At 65.1% G+C, this 14,162-nt stretch carries 15 protein-coding genes and 1 pseudogene; 12 read left to right on the top strand and 4 right to left on the bottom strand.

What is annotated here, in order from left to right:
* The first annotated feature begins 35 nt into the window (after nucleotides 1-35).
* The 8 genes from ACFW6D_RS27905 to ACFW6D_RS27870 all read left to right on the top strand — a co-directional run bounded on the left by ACFW6D_RS27905 (nucleotide 36) and on the right by ACFW6D_RS27870 (nucleotide 7,332).
* The gene (locus ACFW6D_RS27905) at nucleotides 36-1,322 is read left to right on the top strand and encodes an alpha/beta hydrolase (protein ID WP_379332932.1); all 1,287 of its coding nucleotides are present in this window, start codon (nucleotides 36-38) and stop codon (nucleotides 1,320-1,322) included.
* An 87-nt stretch (nucleotides 1,323-1,409) separates the two neighbouring features.
* Nucleotides 1,410-1,778 (top strand): hypothetical protein, encoded by a 369-nt coding sequence (locus tag ACFW6D_RS27900; RefSeq protein ID WP_379332930.1) that lies wholly within the window; start codon nucleotides 1,410-1,412, stop codon nucleotides 1,776-1,778.
* A gap of 88 nt (nucleotides 1,779-1,866) precedes the next feature.
* Complete coding sequence (locus tag ACFW6D_RS27895) at nucleotides 1,867-2,427, top strand: DUF3558 family protein (RefSeq protein WP_379332928.1); 561 nt, start codon at nucleotides 1,867-1,869, stop codon at nucleotides 2,425-2,427.
* A complete protein-coding gene (locus ACFW6D_RS27890) occupies nucleotides 2,428-2,841 on the top strand; it encodes a hypothetical protein (RefSeq protein ID WP_379332926.1) in 414 nt (137 codons plus the stop codon).
* Nucleotides 2,842-3,829: 988 nt separating this feature from the next.
* On the top strand, nucleotides 3,830-4,015 hold the full coding sequence (locus ACFW6D_RS27885; RefSeq protein ID WP_379332924.1) for a hypothetical protein: 186 nt from the start codon (nucleotides 3,830-3,832) through the stop codon (nucleotides 4,013-4,015).
* Entirely contained in the window at nucleotides 4,012-4,455 is a 444-nt protein-coding gene (locus ACFW6D_RS27880) for an ESX secretion-associated protein EspG (protein WP_379332922.1), read from the top strand. Before ACFW6D_RS27885 ends, ACFW6D_RS27880 begins: the two co-directional genes overlap by 4 nt.
* A gap of 693 nt (nucleotides 4,456-5,148) precedes the next feature.
* On the top strand, nucleotides 5,149-5,391 hold the full coding sequence (locus tag ACFW6D_RS27875) for a VOC family protein (RefSeq protein ID WP_379333015.1): 243 nt from the start codon (nucleotides 5,149-5,151) through the stop codon (nucleotides 5,389-5,391).
* Nucleotides 5,392-6,450: 1,059 nt separating this feature from the next.
* On the top strand, nucleotides 6,451-7,332 hold the full coding sequence (locus ACFW6D_RS27870) for a BTAD domain-containing putative transcriptional regulator (RefSeq protein ID WP_379332920.1): 882 nt from the start codon (nucleotides 6,451-6,453) through the stop codon (nucleotides 7,330-7,332).
* 43 nt (nucleotides 7,333-7,375) lie between these two features.
* Here the strand turns inward: ACFW6D_RS27870 and ACFW6D_RS27865 are convergent, their stop codons facing one another.
* On the bottom strand, nucleotides 7,376-7,819 hold the full coding sequence (locus ACFW6D_RS27865) for a nuclear transport factor 2 family protein (protein WP_379332918.1): 444 nt from the start codon (nucleotides 7,817-7,819) through the stop codon (nucleotides 7,376-7,378).
* Between the two features lie 87 nt (nucleotides 7,820-7,906).
* Nucleotides 7,907-8,365: a MarR family winged helix-turn-helix transcriptional regulator gene (locus ACFW6D_RS27860; protein ID WP_379332916.1), complete on the bottom strand. Its 459-nt coding sequence runs from the start codon at nucleotides 8,363-8,365 to the stop codon at nucleotides 7,907-7,909.
* Nucleotides 8,366-8,727: 362 nt separating this feature from the next.
* Between ACFW6D_RS27860 and ACFW6D_RS27855 the strand changes: the two genes are divergently transcribed.
* Genes ACFW6D_RS27855 through ACFW6D_RS27840 form a run of 4 tightly spaced genes read left to right on the top strand, consistent with a single transcriptional unit; the run spans nucleotide 8,728 to nucleotide 12,485 of the window.
* Nucleotides 8,728-9,999 carry a beta-ketoacyl-[acyl-carrier-protein] synthase family protein gene (locus ACFW6D_RS27855; protein ID WP_379332914.1) on the top strand — a complete coding sequence of 424 codons (1,272 nt, stop codon included), beginning with the start codon at nucleotides 8,728-8,730 and terminating at the stop codon, nucleotides 9,997-9,999.
* On the top strand, nucleotides 9,996-11,270 hold the full coding sequence (locus ACFW6D_RS27850; protein WP_379332912.1) for a ketosynthase chain-length factor: 1,275 nt from the start codon (nucleotides 9,996-9,998) through the stop codon (nucleotides 11,268-11,270). The genes ACFW6D_RS27855 and ACFW6D_RS27850 overlap by 4 nt, the downstream gene beginning before the upstream one ends.
* 43 nt (nucleotides 11,271-11,313) lie before the next feature.
* Entirely contained in the window at nucleotides 11,314-11,589 is a 276-nt protein-coding gene (locus ACFW6D_RS27845; protein ID WP_379332910.1) for an acyl carrier protein, read from the top strand.
* Nucleotides 11,586-12,485 (top strand): NmrA family NAD(P)-binding protein, encoded by a 900-nt coding sequence (locus tag ACFW6D_RS27840; RefSeq protein ID WP_379332908.1) that lies wholly within the window; start codon nucleotides 11,586-11,588, stop codon nucleotides 12,483-12,485. The genes ACFW6D_RS27845 and ACFW6D_RS27840 overlap by 4 nt, the downstream gene beginning before the upstream one ends.
* 802 nt (nucleotides 12,486-13,287) lie before the next feature.
* Here ACFW6D_RS27840 and ACFW6D_RS27835 read toward each other — a convergent pair.
* Both ACFW6D_RS27835 and ACFW6D_RS27830 read right to left on the bottom strand, forming a co-directional pair.
* Nucleotides 13,288-13,443, bottom strand: a pseudogene (locus ACFW6D_RS27835) (ATP-binding protein); the annotation flags it as partial.
* A gap of 506 nt (nucleotides 13,444-13,949) precedes the next feature.
* On the bottom strand, nucleotides 13,950-14,162 hold a 213-nt coding region (locus tag ACFW6D_RS27830; RefSeq protein WP_379332906.1), incomplete at its 5' end, for a transposase family protein.

The following is a 14,162-nucleotide window of genomic DNA, read 5'->3' as shown; positions in this document are numbered from 1 at the left end:
AAGATGTCGCGCCGATACCCGGTAAGGGCGGGGCGATGACCAAACGGGACGCGCCGCCAGCGAATGCCAGCGTGGAAACGAACCGCCATTGGTGGAACAGCCTCACCCCCGCGCAGCGCGAGGAGGTGATCGCCAAATACCCCGAGATGATCGGCAACCGCGATGGGGTACCGGTCGAAGCGCGCGACGCGGCGAATCGAAATCGACTGCCGGGCATGATCATTGACGCCGAGACCCACCAGCAGACCGTTGCCGCGCAGTACGGCACCAACAGCGACCAGTACAAGGCCGCGACGCTCAAACTGGACGAACTGAAGAAGGTCGAAGAAGCCGCCAAGAACCCCGAAGGCGTCAAACCCGATCAGCGGCGTTACCTGATGATGGTCGATACAACGACGGGCCGTCAGACCCGCGCGGCTGTCTCGGTCGGAAACCCCGACAAGTCCAGTCACGTCTCGGTGACCACGCCGGGTCGGACAACGACGGTCGGCAGCCTTCCCGGAATGGTGGGCGAGGCCGAGAACCTACAGTCAGAGGCCAGACGTCAGCTCGATCTCCAGGGCAAAGACGACTCGGTCGCGGCGATTTCCTGGATCGGGTACGACCCGCCGCTCGACCCACAGGGAGACGGTATCGGCGACATCATCGACGCCGGTGTCGATACCGGCACCACCGACCGCGCCGCCGAGGGCGCGAAGACGCTCAACCAGTTCTACAACGGACTCGAAGCATCACACGAGGGCGTCCAAGCACCACACATCACCGCAGTCGGACATTCCTACGGGTCGCTGACTACCGGGCTCGCGCTCCAAGGCGGCGAACATCCCGTCACCGACATGGTCGTCTACGGCTCGCCGGGCATCGGGGCGAACAGTCCCGCCGAGCTCGGTTTGGACAACGGCCGCGCCTACGTCATGCGCGCCGACGACGACCCGATCAAGTGGACCCAGGACGGGCCGAGGATCGCAGAGTGGGCACCCGCCGCCGCACCTTTGGCCTCGGCCGTACCGATACCGGGATCCGACGCGGCCGCAGGTGGACTGGCCGGCGTCGGCGTCGGAGTTGATTCCTGGCAGGACAACAACAACGGTGGATTCGGCAGCGATCCCGCCCGGAATCCGAGCTTCGTCCAACTCGACACCCGAGACCAGATAGCCACCGACGGCACCGGCCACTCACTACCCGGAGCACATGGCCACAGCGACTATCCACGCGGAACGGGCCGCTATGTTGACGGTGTTGAGATTCCTCGCGTCAGCACTTACAACACCGCAGCCGTTATCGCGGGCCTCCCGGAGAACGTGATCAGGGCGCCATCATGATCATTCGCCCGGTAGTCACGTCAGCAGTTGCCGCAGGCACGCTCGACCCGTGCGGTACGCGCAGCGACTGCATGGAAGGACCGAGCGATGAATAGTTATGCGCCACGCGGAAACTCACCGGTTCAGCAGCCCGCACGGCAGGGACTGAGTGGATTGCAGATCACCGACATCGTCGTCTCGACAGCCATCATCACCATCGTCCCGATCGTCCTCGGATTGTTTACCTTGTGGATGCTTCCATGGATGCTGGTTTCAAACGACACCTGTCGCGCCGAGCCGCCCTGCAATGTAAATCCAGCACTGGGACGGACGATCATGCTCGGCAGTGGGGCGATCTCAGCCGCCCTTGCCATTGCTGTTGCCATCTTTTTAGGATTGCGCCGTTGGCCGATGTTCCCCGTAGCCATACTGGGACAGCCGGAATATTTACGGCCTGGAAATACGGTCTACCAATGATCTCCGAACTTACGGGAAATTGACCATTCGCCGACACGATGAAGCACTCAGCAACAGGTAGGGAGAACACGGCAGCGTGCGAAACACGATGAACAGCACCCGACGTACGGTACAGCCCGGGCTCCTGCTCGCCTGCGCGTTCGCGCTGGTAGCTGTCGGCTGCACCAACGATCCAGGTACTGAGCCACCTTCAACCAGCCCAACCGAGGCAACTTCGGTCAGCAAACCGGCGGATTTCGATCCCTGCACCGATATTCCGGATGTAGTGCTGACGTCTGAGCAGCTCAGAAAGACACGCCCCGAGAACAGCGATTCCGCGGGAGTAAAAACTCACGGCTGCGGCTATTTCATGCTGCAAGGCTACGATGTGCGAATAGTCCGCACGTCGGTATCACTTTCAGACATAAAGGCCAAGTTCCCAGACTCTTATCGAGAACAGCAATTCGGATCCAGACAAGGCGCCTACTACACCCTGTTTCCACAGTATGGAGATCGGAGCTGCGTCATAAACGTGGCAATGAATACCGGGAGCCTAGAGTTTGACCTTCGCAATCCAGCCACAGCAAGCAAGACTGGCAATCTCGATACTTGCCAGCTCGCCACTGACCTGACAAACAAGATCGTCCCACTGATTCCAGAGAGTGCTTGAATGACGTCATCTATCAAAGAACTCATCACTCAGGCCCAAGCCGGAAATCTTTCACTTACCGCAACGCCGGATGCTTTCGTTTCCCTCGAAAAAGTACTGATCGATCGAATTGACCGAATCGTCACCATACAGCTAGATATCCGGGCAGTGGCGGAGCAGGAAACGTGGAGACTCGGTGAAGCATCCGCCGTTCTGACATCTGCACAAACGCTCGTGCGGCGGTTTCAAGAGAAGGCGGACGCGGGGCCGAACAATGCGGTCGCAGCCCTGCAAAGCCACCGAGACGCCGCCGACGACCTTCTCGTTCTCATCCGCACCATCCGCCAACGTTACGAGGAAACGGACGCCGCGTTCGCAGCGAAGTTCAAAGAACTCGCAACCGCGCAAGGTCTGGACACCGGGGGAAATCGATGACCAAGGAATACGACCCGCCAGGGATTACGGACCCGGAGAACGTCGATGCCCTCACTCACCAACAGATAATCGACGCTTTCAACTCGGTCGCGAACTCCACGAGCAGCATGATCAAAGTGTGGAAGCAGGGTCACGCCGACTTCCGTGAATCCACGGTCAGCCTGCTCGCCGGAGTTCGAAAAGCGGTGGACGGCAACTGGACTGGTGCCGCAGCTGACGCCGCAGTGTCTACGATCGCCCAGTACTGCAACGACTCCGCCGAGCTGGATGAGTTGTTCGACGAGGTATCCCAGGTCGTCGGCAACACAGCGATGACGGCGGTCATGTCGAAATCGTTCCTGCCGCCAGTAGTTCCGGTGACGGCAGACCAGAACTCCGACCCAGAGGGCTACGACCGGCAGACGCGCGAAGCCGACACCGCGCAGGCCGAAGCCCGACGGATCATGCAGGAGCGCTATGTCGTCGGCTTCCAAGAGCATGACAAGAAGCTGCCCACCTTCCCGCAGGCAATGGCGATGGGTGCGGCCCCCGGCACGGACACCGGTGGATCACCCGCAGGCCCTGCTACATCGGGAACGCCGAACCTGACAGCCGCGACGAATAATCCTGGTGAGACCGCTCAGCCGAGTGGCGAGCCCGAGTCACCTGCCGAGAATCCCACGGATACGGAGTCCCCTACCGATACCGCGGGCAGCACTGCCGGACAAGACGACTCAGCATCGAATGGTTCGCAGGACTCGACACAAGGCGACTCGACTCAGGCCGCATCGGCCTCGCCGAGCTCCGCGATCGATGCGCCCACCAGCCCGTCCCCGACATCGCCGGGCGGAAGTGACTCGACCCGGTCAGGGTCACCACTTCGGTCGGCTCCGGCGGTGGATCTGGTTCGCCTGGTGGACAAGGGCTTTCGACCGGTTCGCCTGCCCCGGCACCTGGAGCTGCCCAACCCGGTTCGAATGCCGGATCCACGCCCGGTACCCGAACCGCGATGCCCGCCGCCGCTCACGCGGCGGGAACCGGTATGCACGGCATGCCCGGTGGCGCCGGGCGCCCAGGCGGCAAGGGCGACGACCCGGAAAAGTCCGATAAAAAGGTCAACCTCGACCACGGCGACCACACGACCGAACTACTCGGCGTGATCAAGTCCGTACCCCCCGTGCTGGGTGAGCGATGACGGCGTGGGTTTTCGACATCGAAGAGTTCGCCGCGCTCTGGTACGGCCCGGCCGCCGACCGCATGCTGTTTCCGCTGCACTATCTGAGCTGCTTCACCCACATGAACGCGCTCGAGCAGTACCGGTCGTCAGTCCGGCGTGATTGGTCCGAGCAGGGGCGCTTGGACTGGGACTCAGCCGAGCAACTGGAGCGTGCCTTCGCGGTCCTGGCCGATCCCGAAGTGTGGACCGAGATCCACGGACGCGAAAAGCGCGGCCCGCTACGCGCCGTCACCGCGCGGCACGACCAACACGCGGTGATCGCCGAACAGTCCGCAGACGGTGCCAGAGTGCGCGTGACAATCGTTGCTGCCGAACGTCTTCCGGTTGCAACCGCCGCAGTTCTCCCGGATACCCCGGCGGTAAGCGACCGGCCGAACGGTTCGATGTCCACGATCTAGGGCCAGAAGACCGGACTGCGGTCACCCTCATCGAGGGACCGAACCCGCGTGAGCGTTACCGCCGATTCCGCGATGAGCCGTGCACATCGGCCGGAGTGATCCAGGTCTTTCGCGGACCTCGCACTACTCAGGGCAAACCACCGCGCCGCATCGCTGCGATCCAATGGCACGACCGCCCCGATGGCCGCTATCTAGAGACCGGAACCCGCGCCCGAACAGTGGCCCCCGCCAACACCGCGACGCTAGCGCGTCTCATTGCCCGCGAAGTTAGTAAGGCGCTCGAGGAATACCGTGAACACCTCGAGGATTTGGGCGAGTTCGCTCGATGAAACACCCTGTCCAACACGGATATCCAACCTCGGCTCCACGCGCGTCCCGCTCGCCGTCGCCCGCGAACCGGACCAGGTTGTCCCTGTCGGGGTGGTGACGCAACGGCGCACACGACCGAACCCGAGACGCGTGCCGTCGGCGGCCCGAATAGGGAGTGGAGCCGGGCCACGACAGTGCGGTCGGATGACAGTCCGCGGCGGGCCGTCGCGTGGTCCGCGAACATGGATGACCGAGGAGTGGACGATGCCGATCGCCGTGCGGCGAGGCGTGACTCTGGACTGCGCCGATCCCCGGGCTCTGGCCCGGTACTACCGAGAGTTGTCAGGCATGCGGCTCGGCTAAGCCGCTGACGAGTTCGTCGCCCTGACCGGTGGTTCGGGTTGCGACCTGGGCTTCCAACAGGTCGACGGATACCGGGCCCCGCGGTGGCCAGGTCAGGACGCACCGCAGCAGTTGCACCTGGACCTCAGGGTCGAGGACCTCGACGCGGCGGAGAAGATGGCACTGAGGTTCGGCGTGGTCAGGCCGGACCACCAGCCGGGCGGCGACCGATGGCGAGTACTGCTGGATCCGGCCGGTCACCCCTTCTGCCTGGTCGTCGGCTGACGGCAGGAGGCTTGATTGTGCCGGTCTCGTTCGACATCGGATGTCGCCTTCGTCGGACACTATGGTGTTCGCCTACCAACTGGATGCCGACTTCGTATCACACCACAGGATACACCGAACGCCGGACCTAGGCTGTAGGTCTGAGGAGCTACCGACTGGCAACCGGCCGCAGGTTTTGTGGCTGACTCCCTAACGGAAACGCTCGGCGGAGAACATCAGCGTTACCGAGAAGGGTCCCCCCGCGCGAGGGCCTCGTCCTCTGAGTGGGCACCGGCAACGTAGCCGACCACGATCTCGGGCGCGGCGGTCAGGACGGTCTCTGGTTGCCGGTCAGCGTCGATTTTCGCGCTCGGACCGTCCTCGTCGATCCGGAGAACTATGAGGAGCCCCTCCACATCGAATCCGACCTCCACAGGCGGCACTGCTGTCCTGCTGCGGAGCAGAGCTGGTAAGGCCAGCGCCAGCCATCGCGGCCGGAAGTCGCCATGGCCCGTCCCGTCGCCAGCAGTGGAATGGGACGCGGGGCGCGCCTAACCGCAACGTTCCCGGGAGACCTGTATCGATCACAAACATGGGAAGGCGAAATAGTGGCGGAACACACCTAGCTTTCGGAGCTGCCCGTGGGCGCAGCCAAGCCGATATGGGAACCGTCGAAGAAGCATCTGCAATGGACAGGGCATGGTTCGAAGCCCACCCGCATCGCCACCGCCTCCGCACTGTATTTCCTGGCTAATTCGCTGCCGAGATGGATATCGCGAGCACGCAACTGTTGAGTTTCCGAGCAAGCGAGTTTGATGTCAGCACGACGGTTAACGGCGGGTTTCGTGATCGATAACGACCTGCCGCAGGCGGTCTCAGCGCTAGCGGAAATGTCCGAAACCGGTTAGCATTCAACATGATTCGTTGATCACTGCGCATCTCAGCGAGTGGTTCGAAGTCCCCCAGTCCACGGGGCGCTATTCGGGGAGCCCCCGTGGACTGGGGGAATCGTGAAATAACCCCGACCAAGGCGGGGGTGTGTCGCCATCGGCACACGGCGAGGTAGATTTGGGGGAAATAATGGATATTTTCGTGGTTTTACTGGGGGCATTGGAATTCCGCATAGATTCGATATCTTGCGTTCCCAGTGCTCCGAAACCGAAGAAGATATTGGCCCTTCTTCTTCTCTATCGAAACCAGATTGTCCCGGTGTCTGTCCTAGTGGAGGAGCTGTGGGGCAACCGGCCGCCAGCAAGTGCCAGGACGACGCTCCAGACATACATCCTGACGCTCCGAAAACTGCTGCAGTGCGCGAAGAGCGGGGGCGGTGAGCACCTGGTGACGGTCGGGTCCGGGTACATCCTCAAGGTGCCCGAGGTGGCCTTCGACCTGTATCGCTTCGACCAGCTCGCCAAACAGGGCAGGGAGGCGATCGGTCAGGGCGACGACGAGAAGGGCGTAATCGCGCTGCGCCAGGCACTGGACCTGTATCGGGGGCAGGCTCTCGTAGATGTGGACGCCGGCCATCTGGTCACCGCTCACGTGACCAGGCTGGAGGAAACCCGGCTGACCACCCTCGAGATGTGCATCGACGCCGAGATGAGGCTCGGCCGGCACCAGGAGCTGCTCGGAGAACTCGGCACCCTCGCTGCCCACCACCGCTTCCACGAGAATCTGCACGCCCAATACATGCGGGCGCTGTGGCGGTCTGGGCGGCGCTCCTGCGCGCTGGACGTATACCAGCGGCTGCGCCGGTCCCTCGCCACGGAACTCGGCATGGAACCTGCCTGGTTCGTCCAAGAGTTGCAGAGCGCGATACTTTCCCCCTCAGACCCGGAATCCTTTGACTGTCAGGAACTCCCAGATACCGGTGGGTGCACTCGGAGCGCCGCCGATGCCACAGCCGCTCGACCTGCGAGTACCAGGACCTACGGCACACCGCACCCCAACACCAGCCTATGAGCCGCGGCCTGTACGAGCTGTCCCCCGACTGACCGGCGTCGGGTCAGTTCAGGTCGTCCCTGCTGACTTGACGGTGCTTCACCAGCCACGGCCCAGTGCCCTCGCGCACCAGCACGTCCTCGCAGACCGTGCTGCGGTGCACCGAGGGAGTACCGCCGAGGGCAGTAGCGACGACCAGCGCGTAGCACCGGGCCGCCACGCTGCCGTCCGGTCTGGAATCCACTGTCAGCATGCCGAGCCAGTGCCGATGCTTGATGCCCTGCTCGTCGAGCGCGGCGCAGGCCTTGGAGCTGCTCGCGGCGAGGGCTTGCCGACCGACGGCCCGATCGTGTCCGCCGTGCAGGACGAAGACCCCGTCCTCGGTGAAGGTCTGCGCCCAGTCCTCGGTCCGCCCATCGTCGAGCGCCTGCATCTGCCGTGCGTAGAAGTGTAAGACCTCGTTGTACAGACGCTCCATATCGAGCGATGCGGTACCGGTGTGCGACATCGGATCTCCTTTGCGCGTAGGGATCCTCAGCCTGTCGCCCCCGTCTGGAGTGCGGCTCGAATCGCACTGGAACCGTGGGACGGCTCCTCAGCCGCCCCCGGACCTGTCCGTCGCCAGGGAGGTCTCATACAGCCGCAGTAGGAGGGACATGAGCTGTTCGCGTTCCTCCGGTGAGAACGGGGCGAGCAGTTCCTGCTCCAGCTTTGCGAGAGCGGCGCTCACCTGCGGCCAGGTGCGTCGACCAGCCGAGGTCAGCCAGACCCGGCTGCGCCGGGCGTCCTGATCGTCCGGGGTGCGGCGCACCATGCCAGCGACCTCCAGGCGCTTAACGGCTTGAGTCGCCGTGGGTGCCTCGACCCGTACATAGCGGGCGAGATCTCCGATCGTGCTCCCGTCCATCTCCCACAGGCAGCGCAGGAAGAACTGCTGGCCGGCATGCAGGCCGAAATCGTTGAGCACGCGTTCCGCGCGGATACGTGCGGAACGCCCCGCCAGCGCGAAAAGGGTGCTGAAGTCCGCCAAAGACAGGGCGGGCTGAGTGGTCATGCGGCTATGACCTTCGGGTCGCTGAGGGTATACCAGGGCGACGACGCGGCGGACCGGTCGCCAGCGGCCATGATACGCGGCGTCCCGCAGCCCGGTCCGGCCCCTGCTCCACCGGCTTCCTAGTCCCGCTCCAGCGACGCGGCCAAGGATGATCCACGTCCCCCTGGCCATCCACGGGTGACGCGTTACGCCACCGGCCGAGCCCGGGAAAGGGTCGATTCAATGGACAGCGCACAGCGTTTGACAGGGACGTTCCGCAACGAGGCGGCACCCCCACGGAACCGGCCGGAGCTCCCGCTGTCGGGGTCTCTCGACACGTGTGGATCCCGCCATTCCACCGCCCGGACCACGGGCGGGTTCCGATGAGTCGCAGGGTCGCCGTCACGGGCATCGGCGTCGTCGCGCCGGGCGGCAACGGAACGAAGGAGTTCTGGTCACTGATTACCTCCGGGCGGACCGCGACCGGACCCCTCACGTTCTTCGACGCCACGCCCTACCGCTCGCGCATCGCCGCACAGTGCGCCTTCGACCCGTTGACCGCCGGCTTCTCACCGCAGGAGGCCGAACGCCTGGACCGAGCCACACAGTTCGCCGTGACCTGCGCGCGGGAGGCGCTGGCTGATGCCGGGTTTGCCTCAGGCACGACCCCAGTGCCCGAGCGGACCGGCGTGTCCATGGGCACCGCCGTCGGCTGCACGATGAGCCTGGAGAAGGAGTACACCGTCGTCAGCAACGGGGGCCAGGACTGGCTCGTCGACCACCGGCTCGCCGTACCGCAGCTTCTGGACTACCTGGTACCAAGCAGCCTGGCCCGCGAGGTGGCGTGGACGGCGAACGCCCTCGGGCCGGCCGCAGTGATCTCGGCCGGCTGCACCTCCGGTCTCGACGCCGTAGGGCATGCCTGCGAACTCATCCGTGAGGGCACCGCAGACATCATGCTCACCGGCGGCAGCGACGCGCCGATCTCGCCGATCACGGTGGCCTCCTTCGACGCTATCCGCGCGACCTCACCGCGCAACGACGACCCGGCCACCGCTTCCAGGCCCTTCGACCGGACCCGAGATGGCTTCGTTCTCGGCGAGGGCGCCGCCGTGCTGGTACTGGAGGAGTGGGAACACGCCCGGTCCCGGGGTGCCCACGTGTACGCCGAGATCGGCGGTCATGCAGCGCGTAGCAACGCGTACCACATGACGGGACTGCGTCCAGACGGCAAGGAGATGGCGGAGGCGATCGCCCGCGCGCTGGACGAGGCCCGGCTCGACGCAACCGCCGTCGACTACGTCAACGCGCACGGCTCCGGCACCAAACAGAACGACCGGCACGAGTCCGCCGCCTTCCTGCGCGCTCTCGGCGAGCATGCCCGGACCATCCCGGTCAGCTCGATCAAGTCCATGATCGGCCATTCGCTGGGGGCCATCGGGGCCATCGAGATCGCCGCCTGCGCCCTCGCCCTGGAGCATGGCGTCGTTCCGCCCACCGCCAACCTGCACGACGCGGATCCGGAATGTCCGCTCGACTACGTACCGCTCACCGCCAGGGAGCAGCACCTCGACGCGGTCCTGACAGTGGGCAGCGGTTTCGGCGGCTTCCAGAGCGCCATGGTGCTCATCCGGCCCGAAGGGACCTGCCGATGACAACCCACGCCCCCCTGACCGACTCACCGGCCGGACCAACTGACGGCCGTAGGGACACGGCCCTGGTCACGGGCCTCGATGTACGGGCTGCCAACGGCAGCGGAACCGAGGCCTTTTGGCAGAGCGCCCTGGAAGGGCGAAGCGGCATCGGCCCGATCACCCGCTTCGACGCTTCCGGCTACCCGAGCCGTTTGGCCGGCGAGATCGACGCCTTTGATCCGGTCGCCAGCCTGCCCAGCCGACTGCTGCCGCAGACCGACCGCGTCACCCAACTCGCCCTGGCATCCGCGACCGAGGTGCTGCAGGATGCCGGTCTGGATCCGGCCGTGCTCCCGGAGTACGGCGTCGGTGTGGTCACCGCCAATTCCGCTGGGGGGTTCGAGTTCGGCCAACGGGAGCTGGAGAGCTTGTGGTCGAAAGGGCCGCGGTATGTCAGCGCGTACCAGTCCTTCGCCTGGTTCTATGCCGTCAACACCGGCCAGATCTCCATTCGGCACGGCCTGCGCGGCCCCAGCGGAGTTCTGGTGACCGGTCAGACCGGCGGGCTGGACGCGGTCGGACACGCGCGCAGGATGCTGCGCAAGGGGACGCCTGCTGTCCTCACCGGGGCGATGGAATCGGCGCTGTGCCCGTGGGGGCACGTGGCGGAACTGACCGGCAGCCGGCTGAGCGCTGCCGATCGCCCCGAGGATGCGTGCCTGTCCTTCGGGGAGCGCGCCACCGGACAGGTCGCTGCCGAGGGCGGCGCGTTGCTGATTCTGGAGAGCGCAGCGTCGGCCAGCGACCGGGGCCGCACCCGCAATTACGGCGAACTGGCCGGTTATGCGGCCTGCTTCGACCCCCCGCCCGGCTCCAGGCATCGCGGTGGACTGGTCCGGGCCGCACGGGCTGCGCTGATGGACGCGGGCATCGAGCCGGCGGCGATCGGCGCGGTGTTCGCCGAGGGCGCGGCCCTACCGGAACTGGACGCTCAGGAGGCTGCGGCGATCACCGAGATCTTCGGTGCACACGCTGTCCCGGTCACCGCGATCACTTCCCTGACCGGCCGACCCGGCGCGGGGGCCTCCGCGCTCGACTTGGCGGCAGCGCTGCTCGCGGTCCGGGACGGGTTGATCCCCCCGACTGCGGACGTGGGCCGGATACCAGCTTCCTACAGGATCGACCTGGTGACAGGACGGCCGCGTCCGCTCGCTAGCACCGCGGCACTGGTGCTTGCCCGCGGGCACGGAGGCTTCAACAGCGCCGTCGTGGTCCGCCGCGCCAAGCCGTGACCACCATTCCCATCTCCCACGACCCCACCGGAAGGTGACCACCATGACTGATTTCACCCTTGACGACCTGAAGCGCGTGATGCGGGAGTGTGCCGGGGAGGACGAGAGTGTCGATCTAAACGGCGACATTCTGGACGCGCCATTCGAGGACCTCGGCTACGACTCGCTCGCACTTCTCGAAACGGCGACCCGGATCGAGCGGGAACGCGGTCTGAGCGTGCCGGAGGAAATGCTGATCGAGGCGAAGACCCCCCGGATGCTGCTGGACATCGTCAACTCCCCCGCGCACGGTGAGCCGACTGTAAGTGAGGAACGATGACCGACCGACCTCTCGTCCTGGTCACCGGAGCCACCGGGGCCCAGGGCGGGTCCGTCGCCCGCCACCTGCTGCGCTCCGGTCGCTGGGCGGTGCGGGCCGTGACCCGTGATCCGCGGTCGGCGGCCGCTGGCGCCCTGGCCGCCCTGGGGGCCGACGTCGTCGCCTGTGACCTGACCGACGGCCGACAAGTGCGCCGGGCGGCGGCGGGTGTCCGGGCCGCGTTCCTGGTGACCGACTATTGGTCCCTCAAGGAGCGCGAGTACGAGGTGGCGTGGACGGTGGCCGACGCCGTGCTGTCCGCCGGTGCCGAGACGCTGGTGCACAGCAGTCTCCCCGAGGCGCACCACCGCAGTGGCGGTGCGCTGTCCCTGCCGCACCATGACGGCAAGGCTCGGTTGGAGGCGGAGCTGCGCGGGCGTGGCGCGCCGGTCGTCACGGTCCACCTGTCCACCTACTACGAGAACTGGCCCACCCGCCGGCTGCGCAGAGAGCCGGACGGCTCGCTGGCCTTCGCGCTGCCACACGGGGATGCCCCGCTGCCCGCCGTTTCGGTCGCAGACCTCGGGCCGGTGGTCGCTGCTGTAATGGCTGCCGGACACACGTTGCACGGAGAAGTAGTCAAGGTCGTCGGCGACCTGCGACCGGCAGCCGCCTACGCCGCCGACCTCACGCGAGTGCTCGGCGTCCCGGTCGTCTACCGGCACGTGCCCTACGACACATACCGGGAGCTGCCGCTGCCCCACGCCCACGCCATCGCGGACATGTTGGAGTTCACGCGTCGCCATCCTGACGTCACCCCCGCCGACGTGGCCCATGCAAGGACTTTGCACCGCGGGATGCGGACCTTCGGCGACTGGGCAGAGTCGGCGCGCGGTCAGTTCGCGCACCTGCTGTGATTGGCTGCTGGAAGCGTATCCGTACGGCATCGTCGGCGGTGAGGACATCGCCTGACCAGCAGCCACACGAACCTCGTTGTTTTCTGCGCCGAAACTCTTGAGCGGCGAGCTCCACGTTCACCGACTGGCTTCAGTCGTGAATTCGGGTGCCGTTGATCGCGAATCTGGGCATCAGCTCGATGTGTCGCGGTCGGATTCTGGTCGCGAAAAGGAACACCGCTCGACCGGCGTGTCGGTCGAGCGGTGTTCGACATGGCTTGGCCTCGGCCGGGCGTTGGATGGGTTAGGGCTGGGTCTCGATGCGGAACACCGCTATCCGATCTGCAGCATCGGCGACGGCTTGTGGGGTCGGCTCGGGAACCAAGCCAGTTGTGATGAGCATCTTGCCGACGCGTTCGGGACTGTTCGCGATGTGCTCCCGCAGCGATGGTCGGCGTTCTTCAACTGGTAGCTCGATCAACGCCACTGCGCTGGACCGGCGCCCCCGAGTCAGTGTGGCGGTATGCGACGCGCGAGCGTTCGCGACCCAGGCGGCCTTCGGATATGCCTGGAAGATGTAGCGATGTCCAGCAATCGGGATTACCGCGATCGGCGCGATTCGTTGTTGCCCTGATCGATGTCCGGTCGTGGTGAGCAGGTGCTGCGGTCCGAACGCGATGCCGATCTTGTGCAGTCTGATGATCACCTTGTTGAAGTGGTTGACCTTGCGGCGGAACTGCTCCGCGTCTTGAGCCATGTTGTCGTCCTCCCCGTCAAACCCTGTGGGTTCGGTCCGCTCATTTCGGTCGTTTGGTGGGACTGACCGCGGGTCGGTGAAGGTTTTCGTCCAACCCGAGTAGCTGTCGTTGGACGCGATCGCGACCGAGTTCTTCTCCTCCCGTTCGGTGAGGACCTGGAACAACAGCTCAGCGCCGCGGCGGTCGAGTTCCATGTAGCCGAGTTCGTCGATGCAGAGCAGCGTCGCGACCAATCGCGGCGAACAGCTCAGCTCGCGACACCACCGCCATCGGGATTCCTCATTCTGAGGTTCCTCCGCTCAGCCGGGCGGTCTGCGCGGTGACGCACAACCATGGTGTGCCACCGCGGCCTCGGTGGTGGTGCCGAAATTCGCGACCCGAAGTTCCTTGCTTCGCAGGTGGTCTCAAGATTCGCGATCAGGCGACGCCGAGGTTCGCGATCAGAACCACCCGGCAGTGACGTCGAATTTCACCGTCACGATCGTCGCGATTCGCCAACACGCGACGGCAGAATCATCGACAAACGGCGTCAGAATTCACTGGCACAACCACCACCGAGTTCGGGAGAATCCGCGGCCGTGATCGAGCAACACGATGAATTGTGCAGATATGCCCGAGCGGGAAATAGGTTGTTTCGCAGCTAAACTCCCCGGCCCGGCGTGGTGTCAACCTAAGGGATGTCCCGTAAGTCTGAATTAGCGACGGCGAGCGATCCACCCGCCAGGAATCAGTAAGCGTGGGCGAGGTTGGCCAGCGTCGCTACCCCAGCCATCGCGACACCCACCCCGCCGCCACGCAAACGGCAGTCCCGCAGAATCTTCCACGTCTTCATTCGAGCGAAAGCGTGCTCGACACGGGCACGAACCTTGCGGTGGGACTTGTTGTGGGCCTGTTTCCATTCCGCCAGCTCGACACCCGGTGATCGGCGGTGCGGGATAAT

This window comes from Nocardia sp. NPDC058705, assembly GCF_042749305.1.
GTDB lineage: Bacteria > Actinomycetota > Actinomycetes > Mycobacteriales > Mycobacteriaceae > Nocardia.
This window is presented reverse-complemented; position numbering and strand designations above follow the sequence as displayed.